Here is an 18,450-nt window from a genome sequence, read left to right as displayed (position 1 = left end):
TATGATGTTTGGGTCAAAAGGCTTTTTGGCCTTTTGACCCTGGCATCATTACACAGGAGAACGGGGAAGATCATCAGAACACCAGATTCACCAGTATACAGAGGAGGACGCCGATCCCGGTGGGCAGAAGGATGGATACGGCGGTCCACTTTAAGCTTCCCGTCTCCTTCTTTATGGTGAGGCAGGTGGTGGAGCAGGGCCAGTGGAACAGGGAGAAAACAGCCATGCAGACGGTGGTCTTAACGGTCCACCCGTTGGCGGACAGCAGGCTTAAAATGGCCGTTTTATCGTCCATGGGGGCCAGGACGCCGCTCTGTAAATAGGCCATGAGGATAATGGGCAGGACGATCTCATTGGCGGGAAAGCCCAGGATAAAGGCCATGAGGATGATGCCGTCCAGTCCCATAAGGGTCCCAAGAGGATCCAGAAAGCCTGCAATGTGCATAAGGAGGCTTTCTCCGCCCACGGTCAGATTGGCCAGAAGCCAGATCACCAGACCGGCCGGGGCGGCCACAGCCACGGCCCGGCCCAGGACGAACAGGGTCCGGTCAAAGATGGAGCGGACGATGACCTTTCCCGGCTGGGGGCGGCGGTAGGGCGGAAGCTCCAGGGTAAAGGACGAGGGAACGCCCTTTAAAAGAGTCCTGGATAACAGGAATGAGGCCCCAAGGGTGGCCAGGATGGCTGCCAGGATAAAAAGCGTCAGCACCAGGGCGGTCAGCAGGGAGGAGAGCACCGGGTTTTCCATCGGAAGCCCTGCCCAGACGCCGCCTCCGGCTCCCAGAAGGGCGATCATGGTCAGCAGCAGGGGGAACCGGCCGTTGCAGGGCATGAGGCTGTTGGTGAGGATGGCGATGAGCCGTTCCCTGGGGGAGTCGATGATCCTGCATCCCACCACCCCGGCGGCGTTGCAGCCCAGGCCCATGGCCATGGTCAGGCACTGCTTTCCGCAGGCGCTGCATTTGTGGAAGGCGCCGTCCATATTAAAGGCCGCCCGGGGCAGATACCCCAGATCCTCCAGCAGAGTGAACAGAGGAAAAAAGATGGCCATGGGAGGCAGCATGACGGACACGATCCAGGCCACCACTCGGTATACGCCGAAAACAGCCATGTCGATGAACCACTGGGGGAGGCCTATGGAAAGGGCGGTCTCAGCCAGCCGCGGCTCCAGGGAGAAAAACAGGTCCCACAGCATGGAGGACGGGTAATTGGCCCCGGTGATGGTGAGCCAGAAGATCCCCAGAAGCAGCAGTACCATGACCGCCGTACCGGTGAAGGGGCCGGTGAGGATCCGGTCCAGACGCTCTTCCCTTTTTCTGTAATGTTCCTTTGTATAGGTGACCGCCTGGGCCGCCAGGTCTTTGGGGGAGAAGGCGGAGGGGAGCCTCCGGTACGGAGAGCCCAGGGAGCAGGAGGCGCAGGCACAGGGGCATGAGGCGGCCAGGGAGGCCAGCAGCTTCTTTAAGGTTAACAGGCCTTTGGCCGTCCGGCCGCAGCAGGGAGTCACAGGGATCCCCAGGGAACGCTCCAGGGCCTTAAAATCGATCCGGATCCCCTTTTTTTCAGCCTCATCGCAGAGATTGACGCAGAGGACCGCCTGGGGCATGGGACCAGCCTCCTCTCTGTGCTCCAGCAGCCCTGCGGCCTGGGACAGCAGATACAGCCCCCGCTCCAGGCAGGTGGCGTCGCAGACCACAAGCAGAAAGTCGTAGTCCTCGTTTAAAATAAAATCCTTTGTCAGCTCCTCCTCAGCGGAACGGGTATCAAAGGAGTAGATGCCGGGAAGGTCCACGGCGGAAAAATCCTGGCCGCCATAGGAAAACTGTCCCACGGCGCAGGAGACGGTGACTCCGGCCCAGTTGCCGGTGTGCTGGCGGAGCCGGGTCAGACCGTTGAAAATGGTGCTTTTTCCCACGTTTGGGTTGCCCATTAGGGCCACGCGCCGCGTCATGAGAGGGCCTCCACCAGGATCATGCGGCTGTCCTCCTCCCGGAGGGCGATGACGGCCCCGCGGACCAGATAGGCGGCAATGTTCCCTTTCCGTTTCCGGAGCACGCAGGTGACGGCCTCCTCCGGCTCAAAGCCCAGGTCAGAAAGCCGCCCGGCCATTAACGGCGGATTGGCCAGCGCCAGGATCTTTGCGGATCCGCCTGTATTTATACTGCTCAATGGTAGTACCATGAAATCACTCACTCGCACGTTGCTTATGAGTGAGATATGAAAAAGCGGGCGGCTTTGTGCCTGTACAGGGCGGGGGAGCCGGGGAACACCGGAACCAGTGCAGGGGACCGGGGATCAGAGGATCACGGGAACCGGCGCGTCAAGCTTCATGGAGCGGTCTGTGACGGCGCAGTCATAGGCCCAGATATGGACGCCGTTTTCCTTCGCCTTTTTTAGTGCATCGGCAAATTCCGGGTGGCGTTCCCGGTGGGGAGAAAAAGCATGAACGCCCTTCATCTGGATCACAAAAAGAGCGGCCGCTCCGTATCCATCCTTTACGGCCTGCGCAAGGCCCTCCAGGTGACGGATCCCCCGCTCCGTGGGCGCGTCCGGGAACATGGCCGTACCGTCCATATCCAGGGTCACGCCCTTTACCTCCATGAACCAGGGAGAGCCGCCGCAGGAAAAGGCCAGATCGAACCGGGAGTCCCCATAGCGGACCTCCCGCTTTACATGGTCCGGCCTGGGACAGAAGGGAAGCCCCTCTCCGGCGGTGAGCCATTCCCACGCCGTCTGGTTGGGGGCCTGGGAGTCAATATTGACCCACTGCGGCCCCTGGGCGGTCTCTTTTTTTACGGCGATCAGCGAGTATTCTGTTTTCCTTCCCTGGGCCATGGCGTCTGGATGGAACTGCACCGCCGCCGGGACGCCTGGGATCAGGAGCTCTCCCAGTCTTCCTGTATTTTTTACATGGCAGACCGCCTCGTTTCCGTTCAGAAGGACCCGGGCCAGGAACCGGTTGGGACGGGAAAGGAAAACGGCCTGCATTACATTTTCATAGATCATAGGAAAATACCTCCGTCCCTGGATTATAGCATAAATGGAGCAGATTTAATATTAATAAAGGAAACTGTGAAATCAATCTTTTCAAACCTGGAGAAATAAGGTATAATCACCTTGAGTATACAGCGCCGGCTTATGATGCGGCCTGAAACAATATGACGCAAATGGAGGTCCAAGATTATGTTAGTAACAGCGAAAGAAATGCTTGCAAAGGCAAGAGACGGAAAATATGCAGTAGGCCATTTCAACATCAACAACCTGGAGTGGACAAAGGCGATCCTTCAGACAGCGGAAGAATTAAGATCTCCGGTGATCCTTGGGGTTTCCGAGGGCGCTGGAAAGTATATGGGCGGATATAAGACTGTTGTGGGAATGGTCAATGGTATGCTGGAGGAATTAAACATCACAGTTCCCGTTGCCCTTCACCTGGACCATGGCAGCTATGAGGGCTGCTTAAAGTGCATCGAAGCCGGATTTTCTTCCATTATGTTCGACGGCTCCCACTATCCCATCGAGGAGAACGTGGAGAAGACCAAGGAGCTGATCCGCATCTGCCGTGAAAAGGGCATGTCCCTGGAGGCTGAGGTCGGCGCCATCGGCGGTGAGGAAGACGGTGTAGTTGGTATGGGCGAGTGCGCAGATCCCAACGAATGTAAGATGATCGCAGACCTGGGTGTTGATATGCTGGCTGCGGGAATCGGAAATATCCATGGAAAATACCCGGCCAACTGGCAGGGCTTAAGCTTCGAGACCCTTGCGGCAGTGAAGGAGAAGGTGGGCGATATGCCTCTGGTGCTTCACGGCGGTACAGGGATCCCGGAGGATATGATCAAGAAGGCCATTTCCCTGGGCGTTGCAAAGATCAATGTAAATACCGAGTGCCAGCTGGCATTTGCCGATGCTACGAGAAAGTACATCGAAGCAGGAAAGGATCTGGAAGGAAAGGGCTTTGACCCGAGAAAGCTTCTGGCTCCCGGCGCAGCGGCCATCAAAGAGACTGTGAAGACCAAAATGGAGCTGTTCGGTTCCATTGGCAAGGCAGAATAAAAGACGCGTGCGGCAATCAAACGTTCTCCCCTTTCCGGGAGAACGTTTTTGCAAATCTGGCTGGGCCAGTATACATGAGGAGGAAAAATCTATGAGCGAGGCCATCCATGTGGCAGAAATTTTTGGAGAAAATGTATTTGACGACGCGGTAATGAGAGAGCGTCTGCCCAAAAGCGTCTATAAGAAGCTGAAGCAGACCATTGAGGACGGAAGCGAGCTGGACCCGTCCATCGCAGACGTGGTAGCCCATGCCATGAAGGACTGGGCGGTGGACAATGGAGCGACCCATTATACCCACTGGTTCCAGCCCCTGACCGGCGTTACGGCGGAAAAACACGATTCCTTTATCACCAGTCCCGACGCAGCCGGAAGAGTCCTGATGGATCTTTCGGGGAAAGAGCTGATCAAGGGAGAGGCCGACGGCTCCTCCTTCCCCTCCGGCGGCCTCCGCGCCACCTTTGAGGCCAGGGGCTATACTACCTGGGACTGTACCTCCCCGGCGTTCTTAAAAAAGGACGCCCTGGGCGTGACCCTTTGCATCCCCACAGCCTTCTGCTCCTACGGGGGAGAGGCCCTGGATAAGAAAACGCCGCTCTTACGCTCCATGGAGGCCATCGATAAGCAGGCGGTCCGCATTTTCCATCTGTTCGGCAACACTGCCGTGAAGCGGGTGATCCCGTCGGTGGGACCGGAGCAGGAATATTTCCTGGTGGACCGGGAAAAATATTTACAGAGAAAAGACCTGATCTATACGGGCCGCACCCTGTTCGGAGCCATGCCGCCCAAGGGCCAGGAGATGGACGACCATTACTACGGCGTGATCCGGGAGCGGGTGGGCGCCTTTATGAAGGAGCTTAACGAGGAGCTCTGGAAGCTGGGGGTGGCGGCCAAGACCCAGCATAACGAGGTGGCCCCGGCCCAGCATGAGCTGGCGGCCATCTACACTAAGGCCAACCTGGCGGTGGACCACAACCAGATCGTCATGGAGACCATGAAAAAGGTAGCCAGCCGCCGCGGCCTTGCCTGCCTGCTCCATGAAAAGCCGTTCCAGGGCGTCAACGGCTCCGGAAAGCACAACAACTGGTCCCTGACCTCCGACACCGGCATCAATATGCTGGAGCCGGGAGTGACGCCCCATGAGAACATCCAGTTCCTTTTGGTGCTGGCCTGCATCATGAAGGCTGTGGACGTCCATGCAGACCTGCTCCGTCAGTCGGCAGCCGTTCCCGGAAACGATTACCGTCTGGGAGCCCAGGAGGCGCCGCCGGCCATTATCTCTATCTTTGTGGGCGAGCAGATCGAGGACGTGATCGACCAGCTCTGCAGCACCGGCTCCGCCACCCACTCCAAGATGGGCGGTACCTTAAGGACCGGCGTGACCACACTTCCGGATTTTGATAAGGATGCCACAGACCGGAACCGGACCTCGCCCTTCGCATTTACCAACAATAAATTTGAATTCCGTATGGTGGGCTCATCCGACTCCATTTCCTCCGCCAATGTGGTGTTGAATACCATTGTGGCAGAGGCCTTTAAGGAAGCGGCGGATATCCTGGAGGCCTCCGATGACTTCCCCACAGCGGTCCATGACCTGATCAAAAAGCTGCTTTCCGAGCACAGACGGATCATCTTCAACGGCAACGGCTACACCGAGGAGTGGGTACAGGAGGCAGAACGGAGAGGTCTTCCCAACTTAAAGTGCATGGTGGACTCCATCCCGTCCCTGGTGACAGAAAAGGCCGTGAAGCTGTTCGGAGACTTCGGCGTGTACACAAGATCCGAGCTGTACGCCCGGGCAGAGATCGAGTACGAGACTTATGCCAAGAGCGTTCTGGTGGAAGCCCGGACCATGTCAGACATGGCTGGAAAGCAGATCATTCCGGCGGTGATCCGGTATTCGGGAGATCTGGCCAGGTCCCTCAATGAAGTAAGGACCGCCTGCCCGGAGGCTGACATGAGTGTGCAGACGGAGCTGGTGCTGGAGGTCTCCAGCCTGCTGGCTGCCATGAAAAACGCCATGGAGGAGATCCGGAAGGATCTGGAGAAGGCAGGGACCATGTCTAATATGAAGGAGCGGGCCCACTTCTGCTACGATGAGATGGTACCGGCCATGAACCGGCTCAGAGAGCCTGCGGACCGCCTGGAGATGATCGTGGACAAGGAATACTGGCCCTTCCCCAGCTACGGCGATATGATCTTTGAAGTATAAATTTTACGCCATAAGGCGCAGGACCGGACGGTCCGGCGGAGACGATCTGCCGGGGCGGCCGGTCTTTTCCTTGCCCCGCGCCGGAAGCCTGGGAGATTTCCCTCTGCATACCGTTGCGGAAAATGGCGGAGAATGGTATACTATACCTGGTTTTTTCTCTAAAAACAAGGAAAACAGGAAAGGAAAATGCGGCGCAGGCCGCAGCAGAGTAAGAGATATGTCAAATAAAGTATCTGGAAAGAGGCAGAAAGGGGCGGACAGCCCCGAACTGCGGGAAAAGGACGCCAGGAGCATGGCCGGGATCATGGGCGTGTTTGCCGTGGCGGTGCTGGGTATCTTTCCCCTGGCATACGATAACTATTATTACAACATTCTGGAGACCAAGTACCATTTTTACTGTGTCGCCTCCATTGCGGCCATGGCGCTGATGCTCTTTTACGGGATCTTCAGCGGCCGGATCGCGGGATTTTTCAGAGGGGACGGCAGTGAAAAGGGAGGAAGCGGATTTTTTAAGCGGATCCTTGGAGGGCTGAATTTTGTGGACTGGGCCATGCTGGCGTTCTGGGGAGCCAATGTCATTTCCTGGATCCTCTGCGTGGACTGGCGCTGGGATGCCTTCTGGGGGACCTTCGGCCGGTATAACGGCGTATTTCTGATCACCCTCTATACGGTGGTCTACTTCCTGGTGACCCGGTTTTTCCGGTTCCGTCAGTGGTATCTGGATCTGTTCCTGGTGACGGGAATGCTGGTCTGCGGCTTCGGCATCACCGACTATTTCCGGATGGATCTGCTCCACTTTAAGGCAGAGCTTTCGGCGGACCAGCACGCCACCTTCGTCTCCACCTTCGGAAACATTAATACGTACACCGTTTATGTGGGCGCGGTGCTTGCGGTGTCCATGACCTTATTCACCCTGGATAAGGACTGGAGGAAGAGAATCTGGTATTTTACCGCCATGATGGTGTCCAGCGTGGCCATCATCATGGGAACCAGCGACAACGCCTATCTGACCCTGGGAGCGCTTCTGGGCTTCCTGCCCCTGTACCTGTTCCGGACCTGGAGCGGGATACGGAGATACCTTATGGCAGCGGCAGGGTTCTTCACGGCGGCCTGGATCGTGGAATGGGCCAATGTGAAATACGCGGACAAGGTCCTGGGCATCGACAGCCTGTTTACCATGTTCGTCCAGTACGAGCATTTTAAGGAGATCGTCCTGGCCCTGTGGATCGCAGCGGCGGTGCTGACGGCGCTGACCATCCGGAGAAAGGGAGAAAAAGACCGGATCGGCAGATGGCCTTGCTTTGTCTGGCTGGGCTTTCTGGCCTTCATTGCGGCTGGAGTCATCTATGTGCTTTACGACGCCAATGCGGCGGGGAATGCGGAAAAGTACGCGGCCATCAGTAAATATGTGGTGTTCAATGACGCCTGGGGGACCAATCGCGGCTATGCCTGGATCCGGTCCATGGAGGTTTTCAGGGAGTTTTTCACCACCAAGGACAAGATCTTCGGCTACGGTCCGGAGACCTTCCGGGTGCTCATGGAAAATTATTATCTGGGAGAGCTGGGCAATGTGATCTTTGACAACGCCCATAACGAATACCTCCACTATCTGATCACCATCGGCCTGTTCGGCATGCTGTCCTATATGGCATGGCTGGGCACCTCCATTGTCTGGATGGCAAGGAACCTCAAGGACCGGCCGGAGGTGGCGGCCTGCCTGTTTGCCCTGGCGGCTTATGCGGTCCAGGCCACGGTGAACTTAAACCTTCCGGTGGCTATGCCTGTGACGGTGCAGCTTCTGGCCATGGGCGTCAGCAGACAGTTAAAGAAAAAGGAAAATGAATCCATATAGAACGGAGAGTGTGCATATGCAGGCAGTGATCATGGCCGGAGGAAAGGGGACGCGCCTGGCGGCCCTTACGAAAGACGAGATACCGAAGCCCATGGTGGAGGTGGCGGGAAAACCGCTGTTATTATGGCAGGTGGAGAGGCTTAAGGACCACGGGATCACCGATATCCTCATGGTCATCGGCCATCTGGGCGAAAAGATCCAGGAATTTTTTGGAGATGGGGAGCGTTTTGGGGTACGGATCCGGTATTTTGTGGAGGAAACGCCCCTGGGCACCGCCGGTTCCTTCTATTATTTAAAGGATATGGTGGAGGAGACCTTCTTCATGATGTCCGGGGACCTGTTTTTTGACATTGATTTCGGCCGGATGCTGGCCTTTCATGAGAAGAAAAAGGCAGCGGCCACGCTGTTCGTCCATCCCAACGGCCATCCCTATGACTCGGATCTCCTGGTGTTAGATGAGGACGACCGGGTGCGGAAATTCGACTCCAAGCACAATACCAGGGACTACTGGTATGAAAATTGTGTGAATGCTGGAATTTTCGTGTTTAACAGAAAAATTTGTGACCGGGTTCCGGAGCCGGTGAAGCGGAACCTGGAAAACGATGTGATCCAGGGAATGATCCAGGACGGAGAGTCGGTGTACGGCTACCGCTCCCCGGAGTATGTGAAGGATGTGGGGACTGTGGACCGGATCCAGCAGACCTTAAAGGATATTGAACGGGGCTTTATTGCGGAGAAATCCCTCAGCAGAAAGCAGAAATGCATCTTCCTGGACCGGGACGGTACCATTAACCAGTACCGGGGCCTGGTATATAAGGAGGAGGACTTTGAGCTGGAGCCCTGCGCGGTCCAGGCGGTGAAACGGATCAACCAGTCGGGCCGCCTGGGGATCGTCATCACCAACCAGCCGGTGGTGGCCCGGGGCCTCTGCGGGATCGAGGATGTGGAAAATATCCACCGGAAGCTGTCCTCCCTTCTGGGGAAGGAGGGCGTGTTCCTGGACGATATCCTGTTCTGCCCCCATCACCCGGACAAGGGATACCCGGAGGAGAATCCGGCTTACAAGATCCCCTGTGAGTGCCGGAAGCCAAAGACCGGCCTGATCGGGCAGGCGGCAGAAAAATATAACATTGACCTTTCCGCCTCCTGGATGGTGGGAGACACCACCATGGATATCCAGACAGGGATCAACGCCGGAATGCGCACCGCCCTGGTGCTGACCGGAGAGGCAGGAAAGGATAAAAAATACGATGTAACGCCGGATCTTGTCTGCAAGGACCTTTTGGAGGCCGTGGAGAAGATCCTGGAGATGGATTAGGAGGGATCTCATGATCATTACACAAACGCCGTTCCGCATGTCCTTTTTTGGCGGCGGGACCGATTTCCCGGGATTTTATAAGGAGCATGGCGGAGCCGTGATCTCCACCACCTTTGATAAATACTGCTATGTGAACGTGCGCCATCTGCCGCGGTTCTTCGATTATTCCACAGAGCTGTCCTACTCGAGGATCGAGCGGGTGACCGACGTGGAGGCCATCGAGCATCCGGCCATCCGGGAGGCCATGAAATATCTGGACATGCAGGAGATCCGCCTGACCTATGAGGCAGACCTGCCAGCCCGGTCCGGCCTGGGCACCAGCAGCTCCTTTGCTGTGGGCATGCTGAACGCGTTTTACGCCTTAAAGGGCAAATACGCCGATAAGCGGAAGCTGGCCGACGACGCCATCTATCTGGAGCGGGTGCTCTGCAAGGAAAGCGGCGGCGTCCAGGACCAGATCGCCGCGTCCTTCGGCGGCCTGAACCGGATCAACTTTAACGCCGACGGCTATGAGGTGAATCCAGTGATCATCTCCCCGGACCGGAAGGCCCAGTTGAACCGGAATCTGATGCTGTTTTTCACCGGCTTTTCCCGGTTCTCCTCAGATATCCAGAAGACCACCCAGAAGGACATGGCCGATAAGGAACGGCAGCTTCTGGAAATGCTGTCCCTGGTGGACGAGGCAGAGAAGGTGCTGACCACAAAGACGGATCTTAATGAATTTGGCCGGCTTCTGGACTATACCTGGAAGTTAAAGCGCGGGATCTCCAGCGGGATCTCCACAGACTCCATCGACGGCCTTTATGCCAAGGGGATCGAGGCCGGGGCTCTTGGCGGAAAGCTCCTGGGCGCCGGAGGCGGCGGCTTCCTGCTGTTTTACGTGGAGGAGGATAAGAGAGAGGCTGTGGCAAAGGCCATGGAGGACCTTTTATACGTACCGTTCCAGTTTGAGAACAGCGGGACCAGAGTGATCCATTATACGGCGGAGATGTACGAGAAGAGATAGGAGCAGCCGGGGCGCTGCGGGACAGGAGGCTTTTAGGCCTGCGTTCTGCGGCGGCCCGGTTTTTTGCGGAATGGAGCTGGCTGACGAGTCCGGAAGAATAAAAAGCAGAGAGATAGACATACTGATTATAGGTTTTATTTGTTCAATCTGCGGATTTTGTGCAGATCACATTGACAGAACATGGATATGAGGGGTATTATGGTGGTAAATAAAACGACAGGGGTAATCGGTATGTTATTGGAATTCAGGTGCTCCAATCATAAATCCATTAAAAATGAAATTACATTTTCCATGCTCGCCGGAAGCGATGATACTCATGAGAAATCTTTAAAGCTCCATAATGGGATGCGGATCCTTAGGACGGCGGTGATCTACGGCCCTAATGGCTCCGGAAAGAGCAATTTTATTGACGCGCTGAATTTCTGTGCACTTATGGTGGATAAGAGCATGCGCTTTCAGCCAGGGGAAAAGGTACCGCAATCGGAACATAAGACCAGCGAAGAGGGAGACGCCAGCAGCTATGCGATTCAGTTTTTAAAAGAAGGGATCCGCTATGCATATGGATTTACTGTTCAGGACCAGGAGATCGCGGAGGAATATCTGTACTACTTCCCAAAGGGCCGCCAGGTGAAGATCTTTGAGCGCAGCGGTCAGGCCGTTACGCCGGGAGACCGGTATAAGAGCTCCTTTCAGCAAAGCCTCAACGTCCTAAAGGAAAACCGCCTGTTTCTGGCCTGCGGGGCAAACTTTTCCAACGTAAAAGAAGTGGAGGCTGCCTTTTTGTTTTTTACCAGAGATCTGGTGATCTATGATTCAAAGAAGAATAACTGGATGGATTATTCGCTGAATCTGATGAGGCGAGATCCAGACATCAAGAAAATTTTTCTGATCCTGATGCGGCTTTTGGGGAACCAGATCAGGGATGTAAGGATCCCGGAGAACCAGACAAAACGGATCGAAGCCCAGGTGGTCTACGATCAGTTTGAAACGGATCTGATGACAGAGGAGTCGGATGGCGTGAAAAAGCTGTTTGAAATTTTATGTCCATTGATCGATATCTTAAGCAAGGGCCGGGTTTTGATCTGTGACGAGCTGGAAACCTGCCTTCATGAAGCCTTGATCTACCAGATCGCAGAATTGTTCCAGAGAACGTCAGACAGATTTTCGGCCCAGCTGATCTTCTCTACCCATGATACCAGTCTCCTGGACTCGAACCTGTTCCGGAGGGATCAGATCTGGTTCACAGAGCTGAACGAAGAGAGGGCCACAAACCTGTACTCTCTGATGGAGATACGGAATGTGAGAAAAACAGAAAACCTGAAAAACGGGTATATCCTTGGAAAATATGGGGCGATTCCCATGAGAAATAAGAACTTCTGGGAAGAGTTTGAAAAACAGATCGAAAAATAGCAGGGGGAAGCTTTGATGGCAGGACGGAATCTGGAACTGAGACCTCGCGAGGAGGGTACAAGAGATAAGGCGAAGATACCGGTGGTCCGGTTTCCTCTGGATAAGATCACGGAGCATTTTCAGGAAAACATAAGCGCAGTCCGGGGGCAGTTTGCCGTGGCGGAGGAGCTGGTCCAGGGCGGGAGGACAGAAGAGGGAGAAAATATCTGGCGTTCCCAGATCGTTTTCCTGGAAAGCGCCCTGGACTTCTTTATGCATGAGCTGACGAAATATGGCCTGTGTGAAATACACGCGGGAAGTTGGAACAGTACTGTGAAATATGAAAACATCATGGTACATATGGGAGTGGTTGAGGCGGCCATGAGGGACAGGGACAGTGACGCATGGTTCCTGGATTTTATCAATGATACATACGGAACTGTCACTATGGCATCCTGGGATACGGTAAAGGACCAGATCAGTCTTCTGGGGATGGATGTTATGCAGATCGCCAAAGACGCTTTCTGGGAGCAGGGCTCTTCGGAAAAGCCCAGAGATAAGATGAAGCGCCGGTTAAACAGCCTGTTTCAGCGCCGCAATATGATCGCCCATCAGTCAGACCGCCGCCATGCGGATGCGCAAAAGGAGCCCATTTCCCGGGAGACTGTTGAGGATTTTATTGCAGATGTGGAGAAGATCGTGGCGGCGGTGGTGAAGGAAGCGGAGAGGAAGCAGGAGGCATAGGAATGGCGTAAAATGCGGAAGATCCGGATTCTGTAAGACGGTGCAGCACAGCTTTCGGGCAGACAGACAAATTCTGGTATTTATGTCATAATCGCAGATGCTTTGCAGAAATTGGAACGCACAGCCAGAGAAAGATGTGATATACTAGGGCCTGGTATCGAAAAGAAGGGTTGAAAAAGCTGTACTGCGATGCTATAATGATATGAGCTAAAACCGGACAAAAGCTTGAGAGTTTGAAGGCTGCGGGCTTTTGGAAGGGGTTATACTGGTCGCACATAACGTGCCTGAATGAATCTGGGACGCCGAAGGGCGGATCGCGGAGTGGCGGAGCCTACCCTAAAAGGAGAATCATCATGTGGTATGTATTGCAGACAATGACTGGAAGAGAAGAGGAGCTGGTCCATTATATTGAAGAGATCGTTCCCAAAGAACTGTACACAGATTGTTTTGTGGCATATTACGAAAGGGTATGGAGAAAGCAGCAGGAAAGCGTCGTCCATGTGGAGCGGCTGTTTCCGGGATATGTGTTCATTGTTTCGGATACGCCGAAGGAGCTGTACCTGTGTCTGAAGAAGGTTCCTGCCATGTCCAAGATGATCGCCGATGGAAATTTTGACTTTCTTTCCATTGAAGAGGAAGAAGAAGCGTTTTTCGCGAATATGCTGAAAAACCAGCATATTGTCCGGCTTTCCTATGTGGAGCTGGATGGAAAGGGGCGGATTTTCCGCGTATGCGGACCTTTGAAAGAATATGCAGATTCCATCGTAAAGGCCCAATATAAGAAGCGTTATGTGATCATCCGGCTGAAGATGATGGGGAGCTATAAGACCGTGGCCCTGGGGGTTATCTTAAAGGAAGATATCCAACAGGAGATCCGTTATGGAAAGGTTGAGACCCCGTTGGAGATGCCGGAGTTTTACCATGCCGCACAGCCGGAGAAAGACCACGGTTATGCCGCAGGCGACCATGTCAGCGTGATTTCCGGATCCTTTGAAAATATGTCGGGAGTGATCTGGAAAGTCAAAAAAGATACGGTAGAGATCGGAGTACATCTCTTTGGACAGGATATGTCCATGGAGGTGCCGGTCAATGATATACGCAAAAACTTCCCATAAGGACGATTATGGGAAGTAAGACGGGCTCTGGAGATCAGTTCCGGAGGGACAGCCCCCTGGCTCCGGCTCATGAAAACAACGAATCCGAGGAAGATCTGATGTACGAATTTCTGGAAAAATACCTGCCCAGGGACAAGCGCGTCCGCATGGGCATTTTAATGGCCGCAGACGTTTTTGCGCTCTGCCTGGCCTCTTTTTTAGGCCTTTTTGTCCGGTTTGATTTAAATATTTCCAAGATCCCGCCGGAATACGCCCGGGCGGCCCTGGAGTTCCTTCCCTATTATATCCTGGCCTCCCTGGTGATCTTCTTCCTGGCCCGGATGTATTCCACCATGTGGAGCGTGGCCGGAGTACGGGAAGCCCTCCATGTGGTGGCGGCCTGTGGCCTGGCCTCCCTGGTGCAGATCGCCGGGATGATGCTCTTACAGCTTTCCGTACCCAGGAGCTTCTTTTTAGTGTCCTTTGCGGCCCTCTGTGCCGAGGAGCTGGGGATCCGTCTCTCCTATCGGGTGGTGATCTCCTTATTCGGGAACCACAGCAAAAAGGCGGCAAAGCGGATCATGATCGTGGGAGCCGGGACCTCCGGCTCTGTGATCCTAAAGGAGATGACCACCAGCTCCCTGGTCAACGGCTGCGTGGTCTGCTTTGTGGACGATGACAAGAACAAGGCCGGGAAGTTCCTAAACGGCGTTCCCGTGGCCGGGAACCGGAACGACATCCCACGGCTTGCGGAGGAATATAAGATCGACGAGATCTACATCGCCATCCCGTCGGCCTCAGCCAAGGAACGTAAGGCTATCATCGAGATCTGCCGGGAGACGGGCTGCCAGGTGAAGATCCTGCCGGGCATCTACCAGCTGATCAACGGCGAGGTGAGTATCGCAAAGCTCCGGAACGTGGAGATCGAGGACCTTTTAGGCAGGGATCCCATCCGGGTGAACTTAGACGAGATCATGGGCTATGTCAGCGGAAAGGTGGTCTTAGTGACCGGGGGAGGCGGCTCCATCGGAAGCGAGCTGTGCCGCCAGGTGGCAAGCCATACCCCGAAGCAGCTGATCATCTTTGATATCTACGAAAACAACGCCTACGACATCCAGCTGGAGCTTAAGGAGAAGTATCCGGACCTGGACCTGGTGGTGCTCATCGGCTCCGTCCGGAACACCCACCGGATCGAGACGGTGTTTGAGAAATACCGTCCCGACATCGTGTACCATGCGGCGGCCCACAAGCATGTGCCCCTCATGGAGGACAGTCCCAACGAGGCCATCAAGAACAACGTGTTCGGTACATATAAGACGGCAAAGGCGGCGGATAAATATGGAACCAGTCGTTTCGTACTGATCTCCACAGACAAGGCCGTGAACCCCACCAACATCATGGGGGCGTCCAAGCGGATGTGCGAGATGGTGGTGCAGATGATGAACGCCAGGTCAAAAACGGACTTTGTAGCCGTACGGTTCGGGAACGTACTGGGAAGCAACGGGTCCGTGATCCCGCTCTTTAAAAAGCAGATCGAGCAGGGCGGTCCGGTGACGGTGACCCACCCGGATATCATCCGGTACTTTATGACGATTCCGGAGGCGGTGTCCCTGGTCTTACAGGCCGGGGCCTATGCAAAGGGCGGGGAGATCTTCGTCCTGGACATGGGGGAGCCCATGAAGATCCTGGACCTGGCAAAGAACCTGATCCGGCTGTCCGGGTACACGCCGGATGTGGATATCCCCATCGTGTTCACAGGCCTGCGGCCCGGGGAGAAGTTATATGAGGAGCTTCTCATGAACGAGGAAGGGATGCAGGATACGCCCAATAAGTTAATTCATATCGGAAAGCCCATCGAGTTTGATATGGAACGGTTTGAGGAGCAGCTGGAAGAACTGTATGTGACCGCCAATGAGGACGGGGACGGGATCCGGGAGGATGTGATGCGGATCGTGGGGACGTATCATCCGGCGGAGGCGTAGGAAATACAGATAGGACGATTTAGGACTGTCAGCATCCAGGTGCTGGCAGTATTTTTATGGACCGGGTCTCGGACATGTGCCGGATCCGGAGAAAAGGGAGATGAAAGCCATGTTCCATGCAGAAGAACGGTTCGTTCCATTTGAAAAGAAGATCTGGCTCAGCTCGCCCACCATGCACGGGCCGGAGCTGGAGTATATGAAGGATGCCTATGAAAAGAACTGGATGTCCACCGTCGGAGAGAATATCAACGAGGTGGAGCGTCTGGCCTGTGAGACCGTGGGGTGTAAGTATGCCGTGGCCCTGGCCACCGGCACCTCTGCCCTCCACCTGGCCGTGAAGCTGGCCGGGGTAAAGCCCGGGGAGAAGGTGTTCTGCTCGGACATGACCTTTTCCGCTACTGTAAACCCGGTGGTGTATGAGGGCGGAGTCCCGGTGTTCATTGACACCGAATACGATACCTGGAACATGGATCCAGTGGCTCTGGAAAAGGCTTTTGAACTATATCCGGAGGTCCGGGTCGTTGTTATGGCCCATTTATACGGGACGCCGGGAAAAATCGATGAGCTGCGGGATGTCTGTGAACGCCATGGGGCCGTGATCATCGAGGATGCGGCGGAATCCCTGGGGGCTTCCTATAAGGGACAGCAGACCGGGACCTTCGGTACCTATAACGCCATTTCCTTCAACGGGAACAAGATCATCACCGGCTCTGCCGGGGGAATGCTTCTGACCGATGATAAGGACGCGGCGGACCGGGCACGGAAATGGTCTACCCAGTCCCGGGAGAACGCGGCCTGGTACCAGCATGAGGAAGTGGGCTACAACTACCGGATGAGCAACGTGATCGCCGGGGTGGTGCGGGGGCAGTTCCCGTACTTAAAGGAGCACATCGCACAGAAGAAGGCCATTTATGAGCGGTACAGGGAGGGCTTTAAGGACCTTCCGGTACAGATGAATCCGTTCGACGCGGAAAACTCTGAACCCAACTACTGGCTGTCCTGCCTGGTCATCGATCTGGAGGCCATGTGCAGACAGGTGCGTGGGGAGCAGGAATCTCTGTACATCCCGGAACCGGGAAAGAGTTGCCCCATGGAGATCCTGGAGACGCTGGCAAGGTATAACGCCGAGGGGCGTCCCATCTGGAAGCCCATGCATATGCAGCCGATCTTCCGGATGAACGGGTTTGTGACCCGGGAAGGGAACGGACGGGCAAAGACCAATGCTTATATCGCTGGAGGGGCTGTCGGGAAAGACGGAAAGCCACTGGATGTGGGGATGGACCTCTTCCAGAGGGGACTGTGCCTGCCGAGTGATAATAAGATGACGGCGGAGGAGCAGGATAAAGTGATTGATATTATTTACAGGTGTTTAGATTGATAAGAATGTGTAGGATGAATACACATTAGATGTTAGATGGGGACAGGCTTGGGAAAAGGATATGTGTGCTACATATGCATGAGAAATCAAATTGTCTCTCCAAGTGATGTGCGAGTATCTATACAGACATTTCCTTCATCTGGCTAATACTGTAAGGAAAAGAATAGGGTTGATAAATAATGCAACATATAACAGAGATTCTGGTAAGTGACAGAGAGCGTTGGAATCAGATAGTGAGATCTATTAAGGGCTACGATGTTTTTTATTTAAATGAATATGTAACTGCTTTCATGCATGAGGATGAGAGCAACGGCGAGCCAATTCTTTTATATTACGAGAATGGTGATGAACGTGCTATTAATGTGGTTTTTAAGAGGGATGTAGGAAAGGATCATAGGCTTACTCAAGTAGTGCCTAATAACACCTACTATGATTTGATTACACCATATGGTTATGGGGGATTCATAGGCTCTATCGTAGATTACGATGCGCTCAATGCTTCTTATGAAGCCTATTGTGTAAACAATTCTTATATTTGTGAGTTCATAAGATTCGAACTGTTCTCCAACTATCATAATTACTATAGTGGCGAGACGGAATCTCGTACACACAATGTGGTACGCAATCTGGAAGATCCAATAGATACCATATGGATGGATTTTAAGCAGAAGGTTAGGAAGAATGTCAAACGGGCAAATACATATGGTTTGGAGATTGTAGTGGACGAGGAGGGAAAACATCTAGATGACTTCCTTCGCATTTATTACGGCACCATGGAGAGAAGTGATGCCGAACAACAGTTCTATTTCAAGAAGTCGTTTTTTGAGGAGCTGATGTCAATGGATAATGCGGTTATGTTTCATGTAAGGTTTGAAGACAAGATTATTTCTACTGAACTTGTGATTTATGGAGCAGAGAATTGCTACTCGTACCTTGGAGGAACCGATTCTGAGTATTTTTACACAAGAGCTAATGATTTTCTTAAATTTGAGATCATCAAATGGGCGAAAATCAGAGGATTAAAAAATTTCATCCTTGGAGGAGGCTATGGTGCTGATGATGGAATATTTCAGTACAAGATGAATCTGGCTCCTCATGGAATAAAGGATTTTTACATAGGTAGAAAGATTTTTGACGAGGAAGCTTACCAGAAACTTTTACATATAAGAAGCAAAGGGAATAGTGAACTGGAAAGGAAGTTGATAGATGCTGGTTTCTTCCCAGCATATAGATGTGGGGGCACACCAGAAGAGTAATAAATGCTTTCTCAATGTGATTGTTGGAGCTGGCGCGTTGGTATCCAAAGACCTGAAGCCTAACGGAGTTTACGTAGGTGTTTCAGCTAAACGAATATGTAGTTTTGATGATTATGTGAACAGGCATTGCGAAAAAAACGAATACGGAGGGGGGGATTTACACCCTTATGTA

Annotated in this window: 14 protein-coding genes; 11 read left to right on the top strand and 3 right to left on the bottom strand. The window is 53.8% G+C overall.

What is annotated here, in order from left to right; all coding sequences use genetic code 11:
- Positions 1-73: 73 nt before the first annotated feature.
- The 3 genes from feoB to sfsA all read right to left on the bottom strand — a co-directional run bounded on the left by feoB (position 74) and on the right by sfsA (position 3,006).
- Complete coding sequence (gene feoB / locus ACI6NM_RS08350; protein ID WP_337424843.1) at positions 74-1,951, bottom strand: ferrous iron transporter B; 1,878 nt, start codon at positions 1,949-1,951, stop codon at positions 74-76.
- Positions 1,948-2,181: a FeoA family protein gene (locus tag ACI6NM_RS08345; protein WP_022273123.1), complete on the bottom strand. Its 234-nt coding sequence runs from the start codon at positions 2,179-2,181 to the stop codon at positions 1,948-1,950. Before ACI6NM_RS08345 ends, feoB begins: the two co-directional genes overlap by 4 nt.
- Before the next feature lie 114 nt (positions 2,182-2,295).
- Entirely contained in the window at positions 2,296-3,006 is a 711-nt protein-coding gene (gene sfsA, locus ACI6NM_RS08340; RefSeq protein WP_022273122.1) for a DNA/RNA nuclease SfsA, read from the bottom strand.
- A 177-nt stretch (positions 3,007-3,183) separates the two neighbouring features.
- Between sfsA and fba the strand changes: the two genes are divergently transcribed.
- The 11 genes from fba to ACI6NM_RS08285 all read left to right on the top strand — a co-directional run bounded on the left by fba (position 3,184) and on the right by ACI6NM_RS08285 (position 18,278).
- Entirely contained in the window at positions 3,184-4,050 is an 867-nt protein-coding gene (gene fba / locus ACI6NM_RS08335; RefSeq protein WP_022273121.1) for a class II fructose-1,6-bisphosphate aldolase, read from the top strand.
- 91 nt (positions 4,051-4,141) lie between these two features.
- Positions 4,142-6,259: a glutamine synthetase III family protein gene (locus tag ACI6NM_RS08330; protein ID WP_022273120.1), complete on the top strand. Its 2,118-nt coding sequence runs from the start codon at positions 4,142-4,144 to the stop codon at positions 6,257-6,259.
- A 217-nt stretch (positions 6,260-6,476) separates the two neighbouring features.
- Entirely contained in the window at positions 6,477-8,111 is a 1,635-nt protein-coding gene (locus tag ACI6NM_RS08325) for an O-antigen ligase family protein (RefSeq protein ID WP_262426697.1), read from the top strand.
- A 16-nt stretch (positions 8,112-8,127) separates the two neighbouring features.
- Positions 8,128-9,429 carry an HAD-IIIA family hydrolase gene (locus tag ACI6NM_RS08320; protein WP_438500844.1) on the top strand — a complete coding sequence of 434 codons (1,302 nt, stop codon included), beginning with the start codon at positions 8,128-8,130 and terminating at the stop codon, positions 9,427-9,429.
- Positions 9,430-9,439: 10 nt separating this feature from the next.
- Positions 9,440-10,435 (top strand): GHMP family kinase ATP-binding protein, encoded by a 996-nt coding sequence (locus ACI6NM_RS08315; RefSeq protein WP_337424846.1) that lies wholly within the window; start codon positions 9,440-9,442, stop codon positions 10,433-10,435.
- Between the two features lie 231 nt (positions 10,436-10,666).
- The gene (locus ACI6NM_RS08310; protein WP_158358650.1) at positions 10,667-11,845 is read left to right on the top strand and encodes an AAA family ATPase; all 1,179 of its coding nucleotides are present in this window, start codon (positions 10,667-10,669) and stop codon (positions 11,843-11,845) included.
- Between the two features lie 15 nt (positions 11,846-11,860).
- Positions 11,861-12,568 (top strand): HEPN domain-containing protein, encoded by a 708-nt coding sequence (locus tag ACI6NM_RS08305; RefSeq protein WP_022273114.1) that lies wholly within the window; start codon positions 11,861-11,863, stop codon positions 12,566-12,568.
- Between the two features lie 353 nt (positions 12,569-12,921).
- Positions 12,922-13,683, top strand: a complete 762-nt coding sequence (locus tag ACI6NM_RS08300) for a transcription termination/antitermination NusG family protein (RefSeq protein ID WP_022273113.1) — start codon at positions 12,922-12,924, stop codon at positions 13,681-13,683.
- 98 nt (positions 13,684-13,781) lie between these two features.
- Positions 13,782-15,644 carry a polysaccharide biosynthesis protein gene (locus ACI6NM_RS08295; RefSeq protein WP_438501098.1) on the top strand — a complete coding sequence of 621 codons (1,863 nt, stop codon included), beginning with the start codon at positions 13,782-13,784 and terminating at the stop codon, positions 15,642-15,644.
- A gap of 109 nt (positions 15,645-15,753) precedes the next feature.
- A complete protein-coding gene (locus ACI6NM_RS08290) occupies positions 15,754-17,022 on the top strand; it encodes an aminotransferase class I/II-fold pyridoxal phosphate-dependent enzyme (RefSeq protein ID WP_438500843.1) in 1,269 nt (422 codons plus the stop codon).
- 233 nt (positions 17,023-17,255) lie between these two features.
- The gene (locus tag ACI6NM_RS08285; RefSeq protein WP_438500842.1) at positions 17,256-18,278 is read left to right on the top strand and encodes a GNAT family N-acetyltransferase; all 1,023 of its coding nucleotides are present in this window, start codon (positions 17,256-17,258) and stop codon (positions 18,276-18,278) included.
- Positions 18,279-18,450: the final 172 nt, after the last annotated feature.

Origin of the sequence: Pilosibacter sp. YYHA0881 (assembly GCF_051602715.1) — a bacterium.
Taxonomy (GTDB): domain Bacteria; phylum Bacillota; class Clostridia; order Lachnospirales; family Lachnospiraceae; genus Alitiscatomonas; species Alitiscatomonas aceti.
Note: the sequence above shows the minus strand (reverse complement) of the source record. Positions and strands in the feature narration are given on the sequence as shown.